This is a genomic window from Pantoea sp. Ap-870, from assembly GCF_011752515.1.
GTDB lineage: Bacteria > Pseudomonadota > Gammaproteobacteria > Enterobacterales > Enterobacteriaceae > Pantoea > Pantoea dispersa.
In genome coordinates this window covers 236,419-256,084 of record NZ_VWXG01000006.1, presented here as the reverse complement: position 1 = coordinate 256,084, position 19,666 = coordinate 236,419, and the positions used below count along the sequence as shown (strand labels likewise).

The following is a 19,666-nucleotide window of genomic DNA, read 5'->3' as shown; positions in this document are numbered from 1 at the left end:
GGAGTTAGCTGTTATGGAGTTTATCCACTTTATCGTCGATTTCATTCTGCACATTGACGTGCATCTGGCCGAGCTGGTGGCGCAGTACGGCATCTGGATTTACGCCATTTTGTTCCTGATTCTGTTCTGTGAAACCGGGCTGGTGGTTACGCCGTTCCTGCCGGGCGATTCGCTGCTGTTCGTCGCCGGTGCGCTGGCGGCGCTGCCGGGCAACGACCTCAACGTGCACCTGATGGTGACGCTGCTGGTGATTGCCGCGATCCTCGGCGACGCGGTTAACTACACCATTGGCCGGCTGTTTGGCGAGAAGCTGTTCAGCAACCCGAACTCGAAAATTTTCCGCCGCAGCTACCTCGACAAAACCCACGCGTTTTACGATCGCCACGGCGGTAAAACCATTATACTTGCGCGCTTTGTGCCAATCGTGCGAACCTTTGCCCCCTTTGTGGCGGGAATGGGACACATGTCTTATCGCCACTTCGCGCTCTTTAACGTGACAGGCGCGCTGCTGTGGGTCCTGCTATTCTCCTATGCCGGTTACCTGTTTGGTGACCTGCCGGTGGTGCAGGAAAACCTTAAGTTGCTGATTGTCGGCATCATCATTGTCTCGGTACTGCCAGGCGTGATTGAAGTGTGGCGTCACCGCCGCCAGGCGCGTCAGCACAAGTCGCAGTAAGCCTGTTACCAGATTTTTATCCACAGCGTGAACGGGTTGTGGTTTAATGAGCGACATTTACGGCCTGCTGAAGGTGATTTCAGCAGTAACGACAAGACTGGACCAGGTCAGCATTAAACAGAAAGGTCATCAATGAGCTGGATTGAACGCATACTGAATAAAAGCACTACCACGCCTTCGCGCAAAGCCAGCATCCCGGAAGGGGTGTGGACCAAATGCGATAGCTGTGGTCAGGTGCTGTACCGCGCCGAGCTGGAGCGCAACCTTGAAGTCTGCCCGAAGTGCGACCACCACATGCGTATGCACGCGCGCGAGCGTCTGCATAGCCTGATGGATGAAGGTTCGATGACAGAGCTGGGTAGCGAGCTGGAACCGAAAGACCTGCTCAAGTTCCGCGACTCGAAGAAGTACAAAGATCGTCTGGTTGCGGCACAGAAAGAGACCGGCGAGAAAGATGCGCTGGTGGTAATGAAAGGCCAGCTGCACGGTATGCCGGTAGTGGCCGCCGCATTTGAGTTCTCCTTTATGGGCGGCTCAATGGGCTCGGTGGTTGGCGCCCGTTTCGTGCGTGCGGTTGAGCAGGCGCTGGAAGACAACTGCCCGCTGATCTGCTTCTCCGCCTCTGGTGGTGCGCGTATGCAGGAAGCGCTGCAGTCGCTGATGCAGATGGCGAAAACCAGTGCGGCGCTGGCAAAAATGCAGGAGCGCGGTCTGCCGTATATTTCGGTACTGACTGATCCGACCATGGGTGGCGTCTCCGCCAGCTTCGCGATGCTGGGCGATTTGAACGTCGCTGAGCCAAAAGCGCTGATCGGCTTTGCCGGCCCACGCGTAATTGAACAGACGGTACGTGAAAAGCTGCCGCCGGGCTTCCAGCGCAGTGAGTTCCTGATCGAAAAAGGCGCGATCGACATGATTATCCGTCGTCCGGAAATGCGCTTTAAGCTGGCCAGCCTGCTGGCGAAAATGATGAACCTGCCGGCACCGCTGCAGGATGGTGATCGCCCGACTGCGGCTGAGCCGGAGAGCAACGAAGCCTGACAGGCAACCGAAAGGCGCAGAGTGATGCGCCTTTTTATTCATGCATCACATCGTAAAGAGCTAACAGGGCACATGGACACTCTTCACCTCCCGCAAGCCACGTCGCCTCTGGCCACGTGGCTTCATTATCTTGAGCATCTGCATTCTCAGGCTATCGATCTGGGCCTGGACCGTATTCAGCGCGTCGCCGCACGCCTCGACCTGCTAAAACCCGCTCCGTTTGTCTTCACCGTCGCCGGCACCAACGGCAAAGGCACTACCTGCCGTACGCTGGAAACCCTGCTGATGGCCGCAGGCTATCGCGTTGGCGTCTACAGCTCGCCGCATCTGGTGCGCTACACCGAACGCGTGCGCGTGCAGGGCGCTGAGCTGGATGAAGCCCGGCACAGCGCCAGCTTTGCCGCCATCGAGGCCGGACGCGGCGATATTTCGCTTACCTACTTTGAGTTTGGCACGCTGTCCGCGCTTAATCTGTTCCGTGAAGCGCAGCTGGATGTCGTGATTCTGGAAGTGGGGCTGGGCGGCCGGCTGGATGCGACGAACATTGTCGACGCCGACGTGGCGGTAATCACCAGCATTGCGCTGGACCACACCGACTGGCTGGGGCCGGATCGCGCCAGCATTGGCCGCGAGAAGGCCGGCGTATTCCGCGGCGGTAAACCGGCGGTGGTCGGCGAGGCTGATATGCCCGCCACCATTGCCCAGGTGGCCGCAGAGAAGGGTGCGCAGCTGTTACAAATTAACCGCGACTGGCAGTGGCAGCGCCAGGGCGACAGCTGGACGCTGCAGGATGCCCAGGGTGAACTGCGCGATCTGCCGCTGCCCCAGGTGCCGCTCCCTAACGCGGCCACCGCCATTGCTGCGCTGCGCGCTTCCGGCCTGACGGTGAGCGAGGCGCTGATTCGTCAGCATCTGCCGCTGGCGATTCTGCCGGGACGTTTCCAGACGGTCAGCACCGCGCCGCGCGTGATCCTTGATGTGGCACACAATCCGCATGCGGCTTATTATCTGGCTTCACGTCTCGCTGAGCTGCCGGCACACGGCACGGTGCATGCGGTGGTTGGCATGTTGCACGACAAGGATATCGCCGGGACGCTGGCTGCGCTGGCACCGCAGGTCAACCGCTGGTACTGCGCGCCGCTCGACGGCCCGCGCGGGGCGTCCGCTGATGAGCTGATGGCGCATCTGCAGGGCGGCAGCGCCTGGCAGAGCGTTGAAGCCGCGTGGCAGGCGGCGCGGCAGCAGGCTCAGCCCGACGATGTGATTCTGGTGTGCGGCTCGTTCCACACCGTGGCGCAGGTAATGCAATCGATGGCAGCGGAGAACGGCAGTGGCAAGTAAGTTTCAGAATCGTTTAGTGGGCACGGTGATTCTGGTGGCGATTGGCGTCATCGTGTTGCCGGGTCTGCTGGACGGTAAGAAAAAGCATTATAAAGAGGAGTTCGCGGCGATTCCGCTGGTGCCAAAGCCTGACGATCAGCAGGACAGCGAAATGGTGCCGCCGGTGACGCAGCCGCTGCCGTCGCAGCCGCCGGAAGGGGCAAGCGCGGCGCAGCAGGCGCCCGCCAGCAGCGCAACGCAGAGCAGTGCCGCCAGCGGCAGCACGCAGCCAGCGCAAAACAGCCAGCCCAGCGTCGTGACGCCGCCGCCGGTGCACCAGCAGCAGAAACCGGCAGAGCAGGTGAAGCCGAAGCCGGTGGAGCAGCCGAAGCCTAAACCGGTGGAGCAGCCGAAACCGAAGCCGGCAGAACAACCGAAAGCGACAGAACAGCCAAAAACTACAGAGCAACCTAAAGCGGCGGAAACGCCGAAGCAGAGCGAACCGGCCGCGCCAGCAGGACAGGCGTATGTGGTACAGCTCGGCGCGCTGAAGAACGCCGCCAAAGTGAATGAGATCGTGGCGCAGCTGCGGCTCTCCGGCTATCGCGCCTTTACCGTGCCGTCGACGCCGGTGCAGGGGCAGATCACCCGTATTTACGTGGGGCCGGATGCGTCCAAAGCGAAACTGCAGGGCGCACTCGGCGAGCTGAAAGGCATCTCCGGCCTCGGCGGCGTTGTGAAGCCGTACAGCACACGCTGATCAACTGATAAGCCGCGCCGATAGCAGAAACAGGCGCGGCTTTTGGCGTGTTTTTTAGTGAAGCATTAATGAAAATTTATGGAATATCAGCAGGTTAAATGGCTGACATCAACAAGGGCGAGGAAAGTTTTTTTCATCGCCCTTTTTCTCGGGACAGAACCGGAAAACCCTACGCAAACGTTTTCTTTTTCTGTTAGAATGCGCCCCGAACTGGATGCAGGGGTGCAAATGCACTGTACTGGAAGCGTTCATGATCTGGATTGATTACGTCATTATTGCGGTAGTTGGTTTTTCGGCTCTGGTCAGCCTGATTCGCGGGTTTGTCCGGGAAGCCTTATCTCTTGTTACCTGGGGATGCGCGTTTTTTGTCGCCAGTCATTACTACGCCTACCTTGCAGTCTGGTTTACAGGTTTTGACGACGAACTGGTTCGCAACGGCATCGCCATCGCGGTGTTATTCGTTGCCACCCTGATTGTGGGTGCCATCGTGAACTATGTGATCGGCTCGCTGGTTGAGAAAACCGGCTTGTCGGGAACCGACAGGGTGTTGGGGGTCTGTTTCGGGGCGTTGCGTGGCGTGCTGATTGTATCCGCCATTCTCTTCTTCCTTGATACATTCACCGGCTTTTCAAAAAGTCCGGACTGGCAACAGTCTCAACTCATTCCCCAGTTCAGTTACATCATCAGGTGGTTTTTCGATTACCTGAAAAGCACGTCGAGTTTTTTACCCCGGTAACACCGGGAGTGCGGCTAATGAGGAAATGACAACATGTGCGGTATTGTTGGTATCACCGGTTTTATGCCAGTAAACCAGTCGATCTATGACGCGTTAACGGTGCTGCAGCACCGCGGGCAGGATGCCGCCGGCATTTGTACCATCGATGCGCTGAACTGCTTCCGTCTGCGTAAGGCCAATGGCCTGGTCAGCGACGTGTTTGAAGCGCGCCACATGCAGCGTTTGCAGGGAAATATGGGTATCGGCCACGTGCGTTATCCGACTGCCGGCAGCTCCAGCGCCTCTGAAGCGCAGCCCTTCTACGTGAACTCGCCGTACGGCATCACGCTGGCTCACAACGGTAACCTGACCAACGCCCATGAACTGCGCAAGCAGCTGTTCGAAGTCGGTCGCCGTCATGTGAATACCACCTCAGACTCCGAAATCCTGCTCAACATCTTTGCTCAGGAGCTGGATCGTTTTCAGCACTATCCGCTGGAAGCTGACAACATTTTTGCTGCCGTGGCGGCGGTGCATCAGCAGGTGCGCGGCGCTTACGCCGTGGTGGCGATGATTATCGGTCACGGCATGGTTGCGTTCCGCGATCCTAACGGTATCCGTCCGCTGGTACTGGGCAAGCGTGAGCTGGCCGATGGCCGCACCGAATACATGGTGGCCTCAGAGAGCGTGGCGCTGGATACGCTCGGCTTCGAATTTATTCGTGACGTTGCGCCAGGCGAAGCGGTGTACATCACCGAGCAGGGTCAGCTCTCGACGCGCCAGTGCGCAGAGAACCCGAAAAGCAATCCGTGCCTGTTCGAGTACGTTTACTTTGCGCGTCCGGACTCGTTCCTCGACAAGATCTCCGTCTACAGCGCACGCGTGCGCATGGGCACCAAGCTGGGCGAGAAAATTGCCCGCGAGTGGGAAGATCTCGATATTGACGTGGTGATCCCGATTCCGGAAACCTCGACCGATACTGCGCTGGAGATCGCCCGTATTCTTGATAAGCCGTACCGCCAGGGTTTTGTGAAAAACCGCTACGTGGGCCGTACCTTTATTATGCCGGGCCAGCAGCTGCGCCGCAGTGCGGTACGCCGTAAGCTCAATGCCAACCGCGCTGAGTTCCGCGATAAAAACGTGCTGCTGGTGGATGACTCGATTGTGCGCGGCACCACCTCTGAGCAGATTATCGAGATGGCGCGTGAAGCGGGCGCGAAACGCGTCTATCTGGCGTCGGCGGCACCGGAAATTCGCTTCCCTAACGTCTACGGCATCGATATGCCGAGCGCTACCGAGCTGATTGCGCACGGCCGTGAAGTGGAAGAGATTCGTCAGCTGATTAAAGCCGATGCGCTGATTTTCCAGGATCTGCAGGATCTGATCGACGCGGTGCGTGAAGAGAACCCGGATATTGCCCAGTTCGAATGCTCGGTGTTCAACGGCATCTACGTCACCAAAGACGTTGACCTGCAGTATCTGGAATATCTGCAGTCGCTGCGTAACGACGATGCTAAAGCGATTGCGCGTCAGAACGAAGTGGAGAACCTGGAACTGCATAACGAAGGTTAAGGTCAGTCTCAGGCAGACGAAACAGGGCGGGCGCAATCCCGCCCTGTTTGTTTTTGTATTTATGGCGGCGGAGCGGCTATTATTGGCGCACTCTTTTGCAGCAAGGCTGAATTATGAAACGACTCATCATTGGTATTTCCGGCGCCAGCGGCGCGATCTACGGCGTGCGTATGCTGCAGGTGCTGCAACCGTTAGCCGAAGTGGAAACCCATCTGGTGATGAGCCCGGCGGCGCGGCAAACGCTGGCGCTGGAGACTGACTACAGCCTGCGTGACGTGCAGGCGCTGGCCGATGTTGTGCACGATGTGCGCGATATCGCCGCCAGCATCTCGTCCGGCTCGTTCAAAACGCTGGGTATGGCAATTGTGCCGTGTTCCATGAAAACCCTGTCGGGCATTGTGCACAGCTACAGCGACAGTCTGCTGACGCGCGCCGCCGACGTGGTGCTGAAAGAGCAGCGCCGGCTGGTGCTGTGCGTGCGGGAAACCCCGCTGCATCTCGGTCATCTGCGCATGATGACCACCGCCGCCGAGCTTGGGGCGCTGATTATGCCGCCGGTGCCGGCATTTTATCACCGCCCGCAGCGCATCGACGATTTGATTGATCAGACGGTCAACCGCGTGCTGGATCAGTTTGATATCGAGCTGCCGGAAGATCTGTTTACCCGCTGGCAGGGTGCATGATGGTGCAATAATGCACTGAATGCGTGCAAAAGCGCGGGGCCGATCACTGTTCGTGCATCTTGTGCACCAAAAGTTAACAATCTCACTTTTTCTTCCTCACACCGCTGTTATATTTCCCTCACAAACTAAGTGCTTGCGTCCCAGATGGACGCGGTATTTAGTGCGCCTGCGCACAGTTTCGCCGATTTGCACAACTGGCATGAAACCTGCAAAACATTCAGCGCAAACACATCACGCACCACATAACAATAAGCACTTCACTTGAGGGTTACCTATGAAAAAGCGAGTTCTGGCTCTTTCTCTGATGCTGGCTATGTCCGGCGCTGCGAGCGTGTTCGCGGCGGTACCGCAGTCGCTGCGCATCGGGACCGATCCAACTTACCCGCCGTTTGAGTCCAAGAACGCGCAGGGCCAGCTGGTTGGCTTTGATATCGACCTGGCCAACGAGATCTGTAAGCGTATCAAGACCAAATGTACTTATGTGGAAAGTGATTTCGATGCGCTGATCCCGTCGCTGAAAGCGAAGAAGATCGACGCCATCATCTCTTCACTCTCAATCACCGAGAAACGTCAGGAAGAGATCGCCTTCTCGGAAAAACTGTATGCAGCGAACGCGCGTTTAGTGGCGCCGAAGGGGTCTAAACTGCAGCCGACCATTGAGTCGCTGAAGGGCAAGAACATTGGTCTGCTGCAGGGCACCACGCAGGAAACCTACGCCAATGAATACTGGCGTCCAAAAGGGGTGACCGTCACGCCGTATGCCAACCAGGATCTGGTGTATCAGGACCTGAATGCTGGCCGTATTGACGCGGCGTTCCAGGATGAAGTGCAGGCGAGCGAAGGCTTCCTTAAGCAGCCGGTCGGAAAAAACTACGCCTTCGCCGGTCCGGCGGTGAAAGATGACAAAATCTTTGGCGTCGGCACCGGTATGGGCCTGCGTAAAGATGACGCTGATTTGAAAGCTGCCATCGACAAAGCCTTTAACGACATGCGCAAAGACGGTACCTACGACAAGATTGCGAAGAAGTACTTTGATTTCAACGTTTACGGCGATTAAGACTCCTGTTCCTGAACGGGTGTATTGAGTCACGCTAACGTGGGTCATAACTATTCACTCCGGGCGCTTACTTATGTAAACTCCCGGAGTTCATACGCTTGCCACCATCCTTCCGTGATTCACATCCCTGGTCAGGACTGTCCGTGTGTTGTTGGACAGCGTTTGTTTATTTCCCTCACGACAGGATCGAACCCATGTTGTATGGCTATTCTGAAGTAATTCTCAAAGGCACGCTGGTGACTCTTGAGCTGGCGCTCAGCTCGGTGGTACTGGCCGTGGTGCTGGGCCTGATAGGGGCCGGCGCCAAACTCTCCCGCAATCGCCCGCTGGCGATGATTTTTGAAGGCTACACCACGCTAATCCGTGGCGTGCCCGACCTGGTGCTGATGCTGCTGATCTTTTACGGTCTGCAGATTGCCCTCAACGCCGTAACCGATGCGCTCGGCATGGCACAGTTTGATATCGACCCGATGGTGGCCGGTATTATTACGCTCGGCTTCATCTACGGTGCTTACTTCACTGAAACCTTCCGTGGCGCGTTTCTCGCGGTGCCGAAAGGGCAGATTGAAGCCGCCACCGCCTTCGGCTTTACCGGCGCGCAAACTTTCCGTCGCATTCTGTTCCCGGCGATGATGCGCTTTGCGCTGCCCGGCATCGGCAACAACTGGCAGGTGATTCTCAAAGCCACCGCGCTGGTGTCGCTGCTCGGCCTTGAAGATGTGGTAAAAGCCACGCAGCTGGCCGGCAAAAGTACTTGGCAACCGTTCTACTTCGCGATTGTTGCCGGGGTGATTTATCTGGTGTTTACCACGCTGTCCAACGGCGTGCTGTGGTGGCTTGAACGCCGCTACTCGGTAGGGGTGAAAAGGGCAGAGTTATGATCGAGATTATTCAGGAGTACTGGAAACAACTGCTCTGGACCGACGGTTACCGTTTTACCGGCGTGGCCATCACGCTGTGGCTGCTGATTCTGTCCGTGGTGATTGGCGGCAGCCTTGCGGTGCTGCTGGCCATCGCGCGCGTCTCGCCAAATCGCTATATCTCCACGCCGGTGTGGCTGTTTACCTATGTGTTTCGCGGCACGCCGCTGTATGTGCAGCTGCTGGTGTTCTATTCCGGCATGTACACGCTGGAGGTGGTGAAAGGCTCCGAGCTGCTGAACGCCTTCTTCCGCAGCGGCCTGAACTGTACGCTGCTGGCATTTACCCTGAACACCTGTGCTTATACCACCGAGATTTTTGCCGGTGCCATTCGCGCCGTGCCACACGGTGAAATCGAAGCCGCGCGCGCCTATGGTTTCTCGCCGTTTAAACTTTACCGCTGCATCATTCTGCCGTCGGCGCTGCGCACCGCGCTGCCCGCCTACAGCAATGAAGTGATTCTGATGCTGCACTCCACCGCGCTGGCGTTCACCGCCACCGTGCCGGATTTGCTAAAAATCGCGCGCGATATCAACTCGGCGACCTATCAGCCGTTCACCGCGTTCGGCATCGCTGCGGTGCTGTACCTGATTATCTCTTACGTGCTGATTAGCCTGTTCCGCCTTGCGGAGCGCCGCTTCCTCGCGCATGTGAAACCCTCTTCGTCGCACTGAGTATGACTATGGCTGAAAATAAATTAAGCGTTACCGAACTGCATAAGCGTTACGGTGAACATGAAGTTCTGAAGGGCGTGTCGCTGCAGGCCAACGCCGGCGATGTGATCAGCATTATTGGCTCGTCCGGTTCCGGGAAAAGTACCTTTTTACGCTGCATCAACTTCCTCGAAAAGCCGAGTGAAGGCACCATCGCGGTTAACAACGAGGCGATAAACCTGGTGCGCGACACCGATGGCCAGCTGAAAGTGGCCAACAAGGAGCAGCTGCGTTCGCTGCGTACCCGGCTGACCATGGTGTTCCAGCACTTTAATTTGTGGAGCCACATGACGGTGCTGGATAACGTCACTGAAGCACCGATTCAGGTGCTGGGGCTGAGCAAAGCCGAAGCACGCGAGCGGGCAATTAAATATCTCGATAAAGTCGGTATTGATGCGCGCGCGCGTGCCAAATACCCGGTGCATCTGTCAGGCGGCCAGCAGCAGCGTGTCTCGATTGCCCGCGCGCTGGCGATGGAGCCGGAAGTGTTGCTGTTCGACGAACCCACCTCGGCGCTCGATCCGGAGCTGGTAGGCGAAGTGCTGCGCATCATGCAGAAGCTGGCCGAAGAGGGCAAAACCATGGTGGTAGTGACGCACGAGATGGAGTTCGCCCGTCACGTATCCAACCACGTGATTTTTCTGCATCAGGGCAAAATCGAAGAGCAGGGCGCGCCAGACGAACTGTTCGGCAACCCGAAAAGCCCGCGCCTGCAGCAGTTTTTGAAGGGATCGTTGAAATAGGTTTCTGAACCGTTGCGGCGCAATATACTGCGCGTTTCCCGGCGATGTGGCGGTCAAACCCGCGCGATACATCGCGCCGTGACGAATCACAGAAATATTTAATTAATCATGCAGCAGTTTCAGCGCGGTGTCTTCATCTGTCACCAGCCCGGAGATCCAGCTGCCGTGCAGCGCGGCGTGAATCGCTGCGTATTTGCGCGCGCTGCCGGCAAAGCCGATGATATTGCGCTGCGTCTGGCTCTCCAGCAGCACGCTGGTCAGCAGCTCATCGGTTTCGCCGTACACCCGCTCTCCCTGCTGATTGAAAAAATGCCCCAGCATTTCACCCACCACGCCGCGTGCGTTGAGCGCTTCTACCTGCGCATCGGTGATAAAGCCTTCGGCATTGAGCGGGCAGCCCGGCATCACTTCGCCAATGCCGACAAACGCCACGTTCGCCTGCAGCGCACGCTGGGTGACACGCTGATAGACCTGATGCTGCACCCACATCATCTTATCCTGCGGCGTGTCAGCATACAGCGGCGCCGGAATGAAGAAATATTTGCCCTGCATCTTCTCCGCCATTTTCAGCGGTACGTCGTAGCGGGTACCGGAATCGTCACGCGCAATCGCGCCGATCATCGACACACACTGATGCTGTGGCCGTTCAACCCACGGCAGCGCATCAATCATTGAGCGCAGCGTTTTGCCGGAACCGATGCCAAACACCTGCGGCGTCTCTTCGTTGATAAACTGCGCCATCACCGCCGCACCTTCAACCGCCAGCATTTGCTGAATCGCCTCATCATCCAGCCCGGCTGACGGCACCACGCGGCACAGCGTCAGGCCAAACTTTTGTTCGATCTCGCGCGCCAGATGCAGGCAGTGCGTGACCGGATGGTCGATCTTCACGCTGACCATGCCCATTTCACGCGCGCTGGAAACCAGCCGCTGCGCCACCTGCCGCGATAAGCCCAGCGCGCGCGCAATCTCCTGCTGCGTGACGCCCGCCACGTAATACATCCACGCTGCCCGCGCTGCCAGCTCCTGCTTCTTCTCTTCTCTGCTCATCGCCTTGTTCCGTCAAACTCCGATGCGCCAGTTTATCGCGTCTTGCCCCTGAAGCGTTAACTGAGCAAAAGCCCTAAAAAAGAGCAAAAGTATTAAATGTGATGGATATCGCAGAACGATCGCCCCGCCGGCGACTATGCTACGCCTCATCGGGCAAATGCCCTCCATTGTGGCAAATGTTTATTTCGAGGCGACTATGACGACGAAATCAGTGTGGATGCATATCGGCGCAGGTTCTTTTCACCGCGCGCATCAGGCGTGGTATCTGCACCAGCTGTACCAGCAGGGCGATGACAGCTGGAGCATCGCACTTGGCAACATCCGCGGCGATGCGGTAGCGCTGCTCAACCAGCTGCAGGCGCAAAACGGCGAGTACGTACTGGAAACCGTGACGCCGGAGGGCGAGCGCGCGTATGAAACCATTACTTCGCTGCGCACCATCCTGCCGTGGGACGCGGAGATCAGCGCGCTGGTGGCACAGGGCGCCAGCGCTGAGACAAAAGTGATCGGTTTTACCGTGACCGAAGCGGGTTACTACCTGACGCCGGCGCATGAACTCGATCTCAGCCAGGCGGATATTCAGGCCGATCTCCGTGGTGAGGCGCGCACTATTTACGGCGCGCTGACCCGCATTCTGCGCCAGCGCGTGGCCAGCGGCGGTGCGCCGGTCACGCTGCTCAACTGCGACAACCTGCGTCACAACGGCGAACGTTTCCGTCACGGCATGCTGGCGTTTCTTGCTGCGCAGGGCGACCACGCGCTGGCCAGCTGGGTGCGCGATAACACCACTTCGCCAAACACCATGGTGGATCGCATCACGCCGCGCCCCACGCCGGATGTTGCCGAACGCGTCAAAGCGGCCACCGGCAAAGACGATGGCGCGGCGGTAATGGCGGAATCGTTCATCCAGTGGGTGATTGAGGATGATTTCATCGCCGGACGCCCGGCGCTGGAAAAGGTGGGCGTGGAGCTGGTGGCGTCGGTGCTGCCGTGGGAAGAGGCGAAAATCCGCATTCTCAACGCCACGCACGCGGCGATTGCCTGGGCCGGCACGCTCACCGGCCATGACTACATTGATGACAGCACGCGGCAGCCCGCGATCTATCAGCTGGCGTATGACTACATCACGCAGGACGTGATCCCGTCACTGTCGCCCAGCCCGCTCGATCTGGCGGATTACCGCGACGTGGTGCTGGCGCGCTTTAGCAATCCCTACATCAAAGACACCAACCAGCGCGTTGGTGCCGATGGGCTGTCGAAGATTCCCGGCATGGTGACGCCAACGCTGCGCGAATGCTATCAGCGCGGCGCAGAACCGACCGCTACCGCCGTGCTGCCGGCGCTGTTCTACCTGTTCCTGCAACGCTGGGCCAGTAACCAGCTGCCGTATGCGTATCAGGATGGCGTGCTCAATGCTGATGCGCTGCGCCAGCAGCTGGCCGGTGAGGATGCACTGCAGCGGTTCCTCAGCGACCGCGCGCTGTTTGCCGAACTGGCCGATGACCGCGCTTTTCATGCGCTGGTGACGCGCAGCGTAGACGCCATAGAGCAGCAACTGCTGCAGCCGGCGACGGTGTAAGGAGCGCACAGCATGTATCTCGGCATTGATATTGGCACCTCTGAACTCAAAGCGCTGATCGTTAACCCGCAGGGCGAGATTGTGGCGTCGAATCACGCCACGCTCAGCGTGCAGCGCCCGCATCCGCACTGGGCGGAGCAGGATCCCGAGCGCTGGTGGCAGGCGTGTGGTCAGGCGATCGCCGGGCTGCGCCAGCAGGCACCGGACGCGTGGGCCGCGATTCGCGCCATCGGTCTCTCCGGTCAGATGCATGGCGCCGTGCTGCTGGATGCCGCCGGTGAGGTGTTGCGGCCGTGCATATTGTGGAACGACACGCGCAGCGCGGCGCAGTGTGATGCGCTGCGCCAGCAGCATCCGCAGATGATGCAGATCGCCGCCAACCTGATTATGCCCGGCTTCACCGCGCCGAAACTGCACTGGGTGGCGGAACATGAGCCCGAAATCTTCCGCCGCATCGACAAGGTGCTGCTGCCGAAGGATTACCTGCGCTGGCGTCTGACCGGGCGCTTTGTCAGCGAGCCGTCGGACGCCGCCGGTACGCTGTGGCTCGACGTGGCGCAGCGCGACTGGTCTGACGCACTGCTGGCAATTAGCGGGCTGACGCGCGCACAGATGCCCGAACTGGTTGAGGGCAGCGCGGTCAGCGCTACGCTGCGCGCCGATTTGGCCAGCGAATGGGGCTTAGCCGCCACGGTGAGCGTGGCCGGCGGCGGCGGTGATAATGCCGCGTCGGCGGTGGGCGTCGGTGCGGTTAATGCGGGCGATGCCTTTATCTCGCTCGGCACGTCAGGCGTGATTTTTGTGGTTAACGATCGGCTGCGTGCCGATCCGCAATCCGGCGTGCACGCTTTCTGCCATGCGCTGCCGGGACGCTGGCACCAGATGAGCGTGATGCTCAGCGCCGCCAGCTGTCTGCGCTGGCTGTGCAATCTGCTGTCGGTCACCGAAAGCCAGCTGATGGACGAGATGGCACAGCTCAGCGCGGAACAGCTGCGTCAGGCACCGCTGTTTCTGCCGTATCTCTCTGGTGAACGCACGCCGCACAACGATCCGCAGGCGACCGGGGCATTTTTCCATCTGCGCCACGAAACGCCGCGCGCGCTGCTCGGCTATGCGGTGATTGAGGGCGTGGCGTTTGGCCTGGCGGATGGTCTGGCGGTGCTGGGCGATACGCAGCAGCAGATTCAGCAGTGCAGCCTGACCGGCGGCGGCGCGCGCAGCACGCTGTGGGCGCAACTGATTGCCGACGTGCTGCAGCTGCCGATAGTGACCCATCCGGCCAGCGCCTCCGGCGCGCTGGGGGCGGCGCGACTGGCGTGGCTGGCCGACGGCGGCAGTGAAGCCGACGTGTGCCTGAAGCCGCCGGTGCAGGCGCGCTATCAGCCCGATGCGGCGCGCGGGGCCGTGCTGCAGCAGCGGCTGCGCCTGTTCCGTGAACTCTATGTACAACAACAGCAGGCGCGCGCGTTGCTGCCTGCCTGATCGGATTAGCGAACGGAAGGAAGATTGTCATGCAATCGAACGCATACTGGTTTGGCTTACCGAAAAAGATGTTCTGGGGCTTTCTGGCCATCGCCATTTTCATGGCCGGCGACGGCTTCGAAATGGCGTTTCTCTCGCGCCACATCACTGACATGGGCTTTTCGCCGGCCCAGTCGGCGGTGGTGTTTACGTTTTATGGTCTGGCCGCCGCGCTGGCGGCGTGGGCCTCCGGTGTGGTGGCGGAGCTGATTACGCCGCAGCGCGCCATGATGATTGGCTTTGTGCTGTGGATCGTCATGCATGCGCTGTTTATGTCGCTGGGGCTCGGACTGCGTAACTATCCGCTGATGGTGCTGTTCTACGGCATTCGCGGCCTGGCCTATCCGCTGTTTATCTACTCGTTCATGATGATGCTGGTGCAGGTGCTGCCGCGTGACAAGCTGGCCGCCGCCACCGGCTGGTTCTGGGCGATGTATTCCGTGGGGATTGGCGTGGTGGGCAGCTATCTGCCGAGCCTGACCATCCCGATGCTGGGCGAAACCGGCACCTTATGGCTGGCGATTGTCTGGGTGGCGTGCGGCGGCGTGCTGGCCTACTTCAGCCTGCGCAACGTGCCGGTGGACCGTTCCCGCGTTAATCTGCCGCTGCGGGATAAGATGACGGAGATGTCGCGTGCCGTAACCATTCTGTTCACCAACCAGCATGTGTTTTATGCCTGCCTGATCCGCATCATCAATACGCTGTCGCTGTTTGGTTTTGCCATCATCATGCCGCTGCTGTTTGTCGATCGGCTCGGCTTTACCATTTCCGAATGGCTGCAGATTTGGGCGGTGTTCTTCTTCGTCACCATCTTTACCAATATTTTCTGGGGCATTACCGGTGAGAAGCTGGGCTGGATCCGTCAGGTGCGCTGGTTCGGCTGCCTCGGTATGGCGATCTCCAGCCTGGCGTTTTACTACCTGCCGCTGTATGCCGGGCATAACTTCTGGGTGGCGCTGATTCCGGCGATCATGCTGGGGATCTTTGTCGCTGCCTTTGTGCCAATGACCGCGGTGTTCCCGACGCTGGAACCGCATCATAAGGGCGCAGCGGTATCGATTTACAATCTGTCGGCCGGGCTGAGTAACTTTGTTGCCCCGGCGATTGCTTCGCTGCTGCTGCCGTTCTTCGATATCGTCGGGGTGGTGTGGGCCTATACCGCGCTCTACCTGTTCGCCGGCGTGCTGACCTTTATCATCCGCGTGCCGCAGCCGGGACACACACGGGAAGCGTCAGCGGTGAAGTCGTCGGTGGTGCAGCAGCGTAGCTAAAGCTGAGTGTCAATCTGTCGCACCGGCAGCAAGGACTGCCGGTGCTGACATGGCGCTATTCCAGCTTCTGTTTCACTTTCTTCACGTCGTCAGCGCTGACCGGTGCGGCGGCATTTCCCCAGCTGTTGCGGATGTAGCTCACCACCGCGGCGATCTCCTCATCACCCAGCGTGCCGGCAAAGGCCGGCATTGCCGGTGCCGTGGGGCGGGCATCGGTATCGACACCGCGACTGCCGGCGGCGACCACCCGAATCAGCGAGGTGGCATCCTCCTGATTGAGCAACGGATTGTCCGCCAGCTGCGGGAAGATATTCTTCTCACCGCGGCCGCCCGGGCTGTGGCAGGCTGAACACTTCGCCGCATAGATTTGCGCGCCCAGCTTCATGCGATCGTCCGTCGCGGCAAGTGCGGCGGGCGCTTGCTCATCACGTGATTCACCGCTTTTCAGGTACACCGCCACCGCCTGCAGATCTTCATCGCGCCAGTGCTGCGTGGAGTGACGCACCGCGTCGGCCATTGGACCGGAAGCGATATCGAAACGGTTCACGCCGGTACGCAGGTAGCTGACGATATCCTGCTGGCTCCATTTGCCCAGCCCGCTGTGCGGGTTCGCGGTGATGTCCGGCGCCATCCAGCCTTCGACCACTTCACCACGCAGGAACGAGCCATTTTTATCGCCGCCGAGCAGGTTTTTCGGCGTGTGGCAGGTGCCGCAGTGGCCCGCGCCCTGCACCAGATACGCACCGCGATTCCACTGGGCGGATTGACGGGCGTCCGGCTGGAACGCGCCCTGGTCAAAGTTGATCCAGTTCCACACCATCAGGCTGGTGCGGATGTTGAAAGGGAAGGGCAGCTGATTGGTCTCGACCGGGTTGTGTATCGGCTGCAGCGTCTGCATCCATGCCCACAAATCCTGCAGATCCTTATCCGACATTTTGGTGTACGCGGTGAACGGCATCGCGCCGTACAGCCGCTTGCCGCCGTGGCCGATGCCCTCGGTCATGGCGCGGCGGAAATCTTCATAGCGCCAGTTGCCGATGCCGGTTTCGCGATCCGGCGTGATATTAGCGCCGACCAGCGTACCAAACGGCGTCTGCAACCTGACGCCCCCGGCAAACGGCTGCTGCGGATCGGCGGTGTGGCAGGCGGTGCAGTCCGCCAGCGTGGCGATATAGCTGCCGCGCGCGTACTGATCGTATTCCGGCTGGGCGTGAGACACAAAGCTGGTGAGCAGCAGCGCGGCAGCGCACAGAGAGAGGCGTGTTTTCATGCGGTAATCATCTCCCCGGGACGTTGCAGATAGTAGTGACGAATCGCATGCGCCGCTTTGAATGCCAGCGCGCCGACGGTGCCGGTCGGGTTATAGCCCGGGTTTTGCGGAAAGGCTGACGCGCCCACCACGAACAGGTTCGGTACATCCCACACCTGCAGATGTTTATTGACCGAGCTGGTTGAGGGATCGCTGCCCATAATGAAGCCGCCAACCACGTGCGACGACTGATACGGCACGCTGCTCCAGTGGCCGGTCATCGGTTTGACAATCATCTCGCGCGGGTTCATCGATTTAGCGATTTCCGCCACTTTACCGGTGCAGTACTGCGCCATTTTCAGATCGTTCGCCGCAAAGTCGAAAGTGATGCGTAGCAGCGGTCGGCCGTGCGGATCTTTGTAGTTGGGATCGAGCGACAGATAGTTGGTGCGCGTGGTGTAGCTGCTGGCCTCGCAGCCAATTGACATGGTGCTGAGGTAGTTGTCTTTCAGCGCGCGCTTCCACTTCGAGCCCCATTTGGGCGTGTTGGGCGGCAGCGGCCGGTAGCCAATCGGTGCCGAGCCGATGGGCGTCACGCGGATGCTGCCGCCGCCGAAGAAGCCCAGACCGCTGTGGTCAAAATTATCGTTATTGAATTCATCAATGCCCATGCCCACCGCGCCGGCACCGATAAACGGGTTAAAGTTTTTGTTGTCGAAAAACAGCGTGACGCCGTTGGCGGTCTGGTAGGCGTAATTGCGGCCGGTGGTGCCTTTGTTGGTGACCGGATCATAAGCCTGGCCAATGCCAGAGAGCAGCATCAGGCGCACGTTTTCAAAGGTAAAGGCGGCGACGATCACCAGATCGGCCGGCTGTTCCCACTTATCGCCGGAAGAGTCAATGTAGGTAACGCCGGTGGCCTGTTTGCCGCTGGCATCGGTCAGCACTTCCAGCACTTCGCAGTTGGTGTACGCGGTAAAGTTCTCTTTGCGCATCAGCGCCGGCAGCACGGTGGTGATGGCGCTGGCTTTCGAGTAGTTGGCGCAGCCGTAGTTGGTGCAGAAGCCGCAGAAGGTGCAGGGACCCATGGTGACGCCATAGGGATTGGTGTACGCCTCGGAGACCAGCGAGGAGGGCACCGGAAACGGCTGGTAGCCGAGATTTTTTGCTGCTTCGGCAAACAGCGTCGGACCATAGGGCTGGCGCAGCGGCGGCGTCGGATAGTCGGCCGACCGGGCACCTTCGAACGGATTGCCGCCCGTGCGTTTCTCTCCCTGAATATTACCGGCGTAACCCGAGGTGCCGGCCACGCGCTCAAACTGCATGTAGTGCGGCTCCATCTCTTCCCAGCTGGTGCCCCAGTCCTGCAGCACCAGCTCATCCGGAATGGCACTGGCGCCGTAGCGTTCGGTCAGGTGGCTTTTCAGGCGAAACTCTTCCGGCTGAAAGCGAAAGGTAATGCCGGCCCAGTGGTTGCCCGCGCCGCCGGTGCCGTTGCCCGGATGGAACGAGCCCCAGGTGCGCATCGGCAGGGCGGTTTGCGACGGATTGTTGCGCATGGTGCAGGTGTTCTGCCGCGTACGCAGCATCAGCTCTTCGCGCATCACGTAGCGCAGCTCGTCGGTGACGGTGCCAATATTGAAGTCGCGCGCGGTGTCGCGCCACGGGCCGCGCTCAATGCCGATCACTTCCAGGCCTTCGTCGGCCAGTTCATTGGCGATAATCGATCCGGCCCAGCCGAGACCAATCACCACCACATCGGTTTTCGGTAATTTCTTCATCATCTATCCCCGTGCTTTCCATTGCGCAATGCTGATCGGCTCTAAGCCCAGATTTTCGTTATGGCGCTCAATGTATTCGCGATAGTCGTAGCGCGCGCCGGGAAAGCCCAGCATCTTCCACGACACCATGTCTTTGTTGCCGCCGTAGATCGGATCGGCAAAGAAGCCTTCCATGGTGTTGTTCAGCACCTCGAGAAACAGCGACTGCGCATCAAAGCCGCTGAAATGCACCTTTCCGGCTTCCATGTCTGCCAGCAGCGCGTCCTGCTGCGCCGGCGTCAGATCGACAAAGTTCTTTTGCGAGGTTTGCTGCACGTAGCGGTTGAGCGCCGCCAGCCCCTGGCGATAGCGCTGTTGCGGCACCAGCGGCGACTGGTCGCCCTGCTCGGTGGTGCCCTGCTGAAACGGGCCCTGCATATAGAGGCGTTCGAAGGTGCCATAAAAGCCGTGCAGCTGGCGGTCGATAAAGACAGCGCAGCCGGCTTCTTTGCCGCCCACGCTCAGCTCGTCCGCCGGAATAATGCGGTCAACCATGGCTTCCACGGTGCGCGCTTCTTCCTCGGTGAAGAACAGCCAGCCCTGAGCCTGGAACTGTTCCGGTGGGTTATCGGCGAAGGGCGTCCAGCCGGGGGAGCCCTTGAGGGAGTCAGCATCGGCGGCGCGGGTGACGCCAGCGGCAACGCCCAGCGTCGACCAGGTCAGGACCTGGCGTCGTGTGACACCGGGCAGGGTTTTGGCTCGTTTTTTCATCATCGCTTCCAGACAGAGTAACAAGATAAGGCGTAACCGGCCGGCGTGCACGGCGACACAACGGGCCGGAATCTTCAGTTTTTGTAAATTTTTATGGCGAATGTTAACTGTAGACGGGCTGGGTGGTGGCGACCAATAACCGTACAAAAAAGTGCACTATTTGATAATCCGCCGGTTATTTCCTGAACTAAGCGCCACGTTAAATCTGCAGGCTTCGCTTGAACTCAGCGCGCTGGCTGCCAGGCTTAACCGTTTCAACCACGAA

General features: G+C 59.4%; 19 protein-coding genes. 15 read left to right on the top strand and 4 right to left on the bottom strand.

The annotated features are described in order from the left end of the window. The first annotated feature begins 13 nt into the window (after window positions 1-13). The 12 genes from F3J41_RS16275 (at window position 14) to hisP (ending at window position 10,200) form a co-directional block, all read left to right on the top strand. Window positions 14-676 (top strand): DedA family protein, encoded by a 663-nt coding sequence (locus F3J41_RS16275; RefSeq protein ID WP_010617492.1) that lies wholly within the window; start codon window positions 14-16, stop codon window positions 674-676. Between the two features lie 132 nt (window positions 677-808). Further along, entirely contained in the window at window positions 809-1,717 is a 909-nt protein-coding gene (accD, locus tag F3J41_RS16270; RefSeq protein WP_021509178.1) for an acetyl-CoA carboxylase, carboxyltransferase subunit beta, read from the top strand. A 72-nt stretch (window positions 1,718-1,789) separates the two neighbouring features. Further along, window positions 1,790-3,058: a bifunctional tetrahydrofolate synthase/dihydrofolate synthase gene (folC, locus tag F3J41_RS16265; protein ID WP_166711774.1), complete on the top strand. Its 1,269-nt coding sequence runs from the start codon at window positions 1,790-1,792 to the stop codon at window positions 3,056-3,058. Continuing rightward, window positions 3,048-3,797: a cell division protein DedD gene (gene dedD, locus F3J41_RS16260; protein WP_058769894.1), complete on the top strand. Its 750-nt coding sequence runs from the start codon at window positions 3,048-3,050 to the stop codon at window positions 3,795-3,797. The genes folC and dedD overlap by 11 nt, the downstream gene beginning before the upstream one ends. A gap of 78 nt (window positions 3,798-3,875) precedes the next feature. Next, window positions 3,876-4,061, top strand: coding sequence for a hypothetical protein (locus tag F3J41_RS16255; protein WP_152390625.1), 186 nt, complete (start codon window positions 3,876-3,878; stop codon window positions 4,059-4,061). Continuing rightward, window positions 4,048-4,533, top strand: a complete 486-nt coding sequence (cvpA, locus tag F3J41_RS16250) for a colicin V production protein (protein WP_021509181.1) — start codon at window positions 4,048-4,050, stop codon at window positions 4,531-4,533. The genes F3J41_RS16255 and cvpA overlap by 14 nt, the downstream gene beginning before the upstream one ends. Before the next feature lie 33 nt (window positions 4,534-4,566). Further along, window positions 4,567-6,084: an amidophosphoribosyltransferase gene (gene purF / locus F3J41_RS16245; RefSeq protein ID WP_021509182.1), complete on the top strand. Its 1,518-nt coding sequence runs from the start codon at window positions 4,567-4,569 to the stop codon at window positions 6,082-6,084. Between the two features lie 113 nt (window positions 6,085-6,197). Beyond that, on the top strand, window positions 6,198-6,767 hold the full coding sequence (locus F3J41_RS16240; protein WP_021509183.1) for a UbiX family flavin prenyltransferase: 570 nt from the start codon (window positions 6,198-6,200) through the stop codon (window positions 6,765-6,767). A gap of 274 nt (window positions 6,768-7,041) precedes the next feature. Next, window positions 7,042-7,824 (top strand): lysine/arginine/ornithine ABC transporter substrate-binding protein ArgT, encoded by a 783-nt coding sequence (gene argT / locus F3J41_RS16235; RefSeq protein ID WP_031280032.1) that lies wholly within the window; start codon window positions 7,042-7,044, stop codon window positions 7,822-7,824. A 194-nt stretch (window positions 7,825-8,018) separates the two neighbouring features. Further along, window positions 8,019-8,705, top strand: a complete 687-nt coding sequence (locus tag F3J41_RS16230) for a histidine ABC transporter permease HisQ (protein ID WP_058785603.1) — start codon at window positions 8,019-8,021, stop codon at window positions 8,703-8,705. Further along, window positions 8,702-9,418, top strand: coding sequence for an ABC transporter permease (locus F3J41_RS16225; protein WP_021509186.1), 717 nt, complete (start codon window positions 8,702-8,704; stop codon window positions 9,416-9,418). The genes F3J41_RS16230 and F3J41_RS16225 overlap by 4 nt, the downstream gene beginning before the upstream one ends. An 8-nt stretch (window positions 9,419-9,426) precedes the next feature. Then, window positions 9,427-10,200 carry a histidine ABC transporter ATP-binding protein HisP gene (gene hisP, locus F3J41_RS16220; protein WP_058769896.1) on the top strand — a complete coding sequence of 258 codons (774 nt, stop codon included), beginning with the start codon at window positions 9,427-9,429 and terminating at the stop codon, window positions 10,198-10,200. Between the two features lie 102 nt (window positions 10,201-10,302). Here hisP and F3J41_RS16215 read toward each other — a convergent pair whose 3' ends face one another. Continuing rightward, window positions 10,303-11,250 carry a sugar-binding transcriptional regulator gene (locus F3J41_RS16215; RefSeq protein WP_166711772.1) on the bottom strand — a complete coding sequence of 316 codons (948 nt, stop codon included), beginning with the start codon at window positions 11,248-11,250 and terminating at the stop codon, window positions 10,303-10,305. A gap of 196 nt (window positions 11,251-11,446) precedes the next feature. Here F3J41_RS16215 and dalD point away from each other — a divergent pair, with 196 nt between their 5' ends. Genes dalD through F3J41_RS16200 form a run of 3 tightly spaced genes read left to right on the top strand, consistent with a single transcriptional unit; the run spans window position 11,447 to window position 15,621 of the window. After that, window positions 11,447-12,829 carry a D-arabinitol 4-dehydrogenase gene (gene dalD / locus F3J41_RS16210; RefSeq protein WP_166711770.1) on the top strand — a complete coding sequence of 461 codons (1,383 nt, stop codon included), beginning with the start codon at window positions 11,447-11,449 and terminating at the stop codon, window positions 12,827-12,829. 12 nt (window positions 12,830-12,841) lie between these two features. Then, the gene (xylB, locus tag F3J41_RS16205; protein WP_104188554.1) at window positions 12,842-14,311 is read left to right on the top strand and encodes a xylulokinase; all 1,470 of its coding nucleotides are present in this window, start codon (window positions 12,842-12,844) and stop codon (window positions 14,309-14,311) included. Between the two features lie 29 nt (window positions 14,312-14,340). Then, the gene (locus F3J41_RS16200; RefSeq protein WP_021509191.1) at window positions 14,341-15,621 is read left to right on the top strand and encodes an MFS transporter; all 1,281 of its coding nucleotides are present in this window, start codon (window positions 14,341-14,343) and stop codon (window positions 15,619-15,621) included. A gap of 55 nt (window positions 15,622-15,676) precedes the next feature. Here F3J41_RS16200 and F3J41_RS16195 read toward each other — a convergent pair whose 3' ends face one another. Genes F3J41_RS16195 through F3J41_RS16185 form a run of 3 tightly spaced genes read right to left on the bottom strand, consistent with a single transcriptional unit; the run spans window position 15,677 to window position 19,404 of the window. After that, a complete protein-coding gene (locus tag F3J41_RS16195) occupies window positions 15,677-16,891 on the bottom strand; it encodes a cytochrome c (protein ID WP_166711768.1) in 1,215 nt (404 codons plus the stop codon). Beyond that, the gene (locus tag F3J41_RS16190; protein WP_088517054.1) at window positions 16,888-18,654 is read right to left on the bottom strand and encodes a GMC family oxidoreductase; all 1,767 of its coding nucleotides are present in this window, start codon (window positions 18,652-18,654) and stop codon (window positions 16,888-16,890) included. The genes F3J41_RS16195 and F3J41_RS16190 overlap by 4 nt, the downstream gene beginning before the upstream one ends. After that, window positions 18,655-19,404: a gluconate 2-dehydrogenase subunit 3 family protein gene (locus F3J41_RS16185; protein WP_247656303.1), complete on the bottom strand. Its 750-nt coding sequence runs from the start codon at window positions 19,402-19,404 to the stop codon at window positions 18,655-18,657. Window positions 19,405-19,666 lie beyond the last annotated feature (262 nt).

Excerpts from the sequence above, each read along its gene's own strand:
- F3J41_RS16275 (WP_010617492.1), top strand. The coding sequence starts at position 14 with ATGGAGTTTATCCACTTTATCGTCGATTTCATTCTGCACATTGACGTG.
- accD (WP_021509178.1), top strand. The coding sequence starts at position 809 with ATGAGCTGGATTGAACGCATACTGAATAAAAGCACTACCACGCCTTCG.
- folC (WP_166711774.1), top strand. The coding sequence starts at position 1,790 with ATGGACACTCTTCACCTCCCGCAAGCCACGTCGCCTCTGGCCACGTGG.
- F3J41_RS16255 (WP_152390625.1), top strand. The coding sequence starts at position 3,876 with ATGGAATATCAGCAGGTTAAATGGCTGACATCAACAAGGGCGAGGAAA.
- cvpA (WP_021509181.1), top strand. The coding sequence starts at position 4,048 with ATGATCTGGATTGATTACGTCATTATTGCGGTAGTTGGTTTTTCGGCT.
- purF (WP_021509182.1), top strand. The coding sequence starts at position 4,567 with ATGTGCGGTATTGTTGGTATCACCGGTTTTATGCCAGTAAACCAGTCG.
- F3J41_RS16240 (WP_021509183.1), top strand. The coding sequence starts at position 6,198 with ATGAAACGACTCATCATTGGTATTTCCGGCGCCAGCGGCGCGATCTAC.
- argT (WP_031280032.1), top strand. The coding sequence starts at position 7,042 with ATGAAAAAGCGAGTTCTGGCTCTTTCTCTGATGCTGGCTATGTCCGGC.
- F3J41_RS16230 (WP_058785603.1), top strand. The coding sequence starts at position 8,019 with ATGTTGTATGGCTATTCTGAAGTAATTCTCAAAGGCACGCTGGTGACT.
- F3J41_RS16225 (WP_021509186.1), top strand. The coding sequence starts at position 8,702 with ATGATCGAGATTATTCAGGAGTACTGGAAACAACTGCTCTGGACCGAC.
- hisP (WP_058769896.1), top strand. The coding sequence starts at position 9,427 with ATGGCTGAAAATAAATTAAGCGTTACCGAACTGCATAAGCGTTACGGT.
- F3J41_RS16215 (WP_166711772.1), bottom strand. The coding sequence starts at position 11,250 with ATGAGCAGAGAAGAGAAGAAGCAGGAGCTGGCAGCGCGGGCAGCGTGG.
- dalD (WP_166711770.1), top strand. The coding sequence starts at position 11,447 with ATGACGACGAAATCAGTGTGGATGCATATCGGCGCAGGTTCTTTTCAC.
- xylB (WP_104188554.1), top strand. The coding sequence starts at position 12,842 with ATGTATCTCGGCATTGATATTGGCACCTCTGAACTCAAAGCGCTGATC.
- F3J41_RS16200 (WP_021509191.1), top strand. The coding sequence starts at position 14,341 with ATGCAATCGAACGCATACTGGTTTGGCTTACCGAAAAAGATGTTCTGG.
- F3J41_RS16195 (WP_166711768.1), bottom strand. The coding sequence starts at position 16,891 with ATGAAAACACGCCTCTCTCTGTGCGCTGCCGCGCTGCTGCTCACCAGC.
- F3J41_RS16190 (WP_088517054.1), bottom strand. The coding sequence starts at position 18,654 with ATGATGAAGAAATTACCGAAAACCGATGTGGTGGTGATTGGTCTCGGC.
- F3J41_RS16185 (WP_247656303.1), bottom strand. The coding sequence starts at position 19,404 with ATGATGAAAAAACGAGCCAAAACCCTGCCCGGTGTCACACGACGCCAG.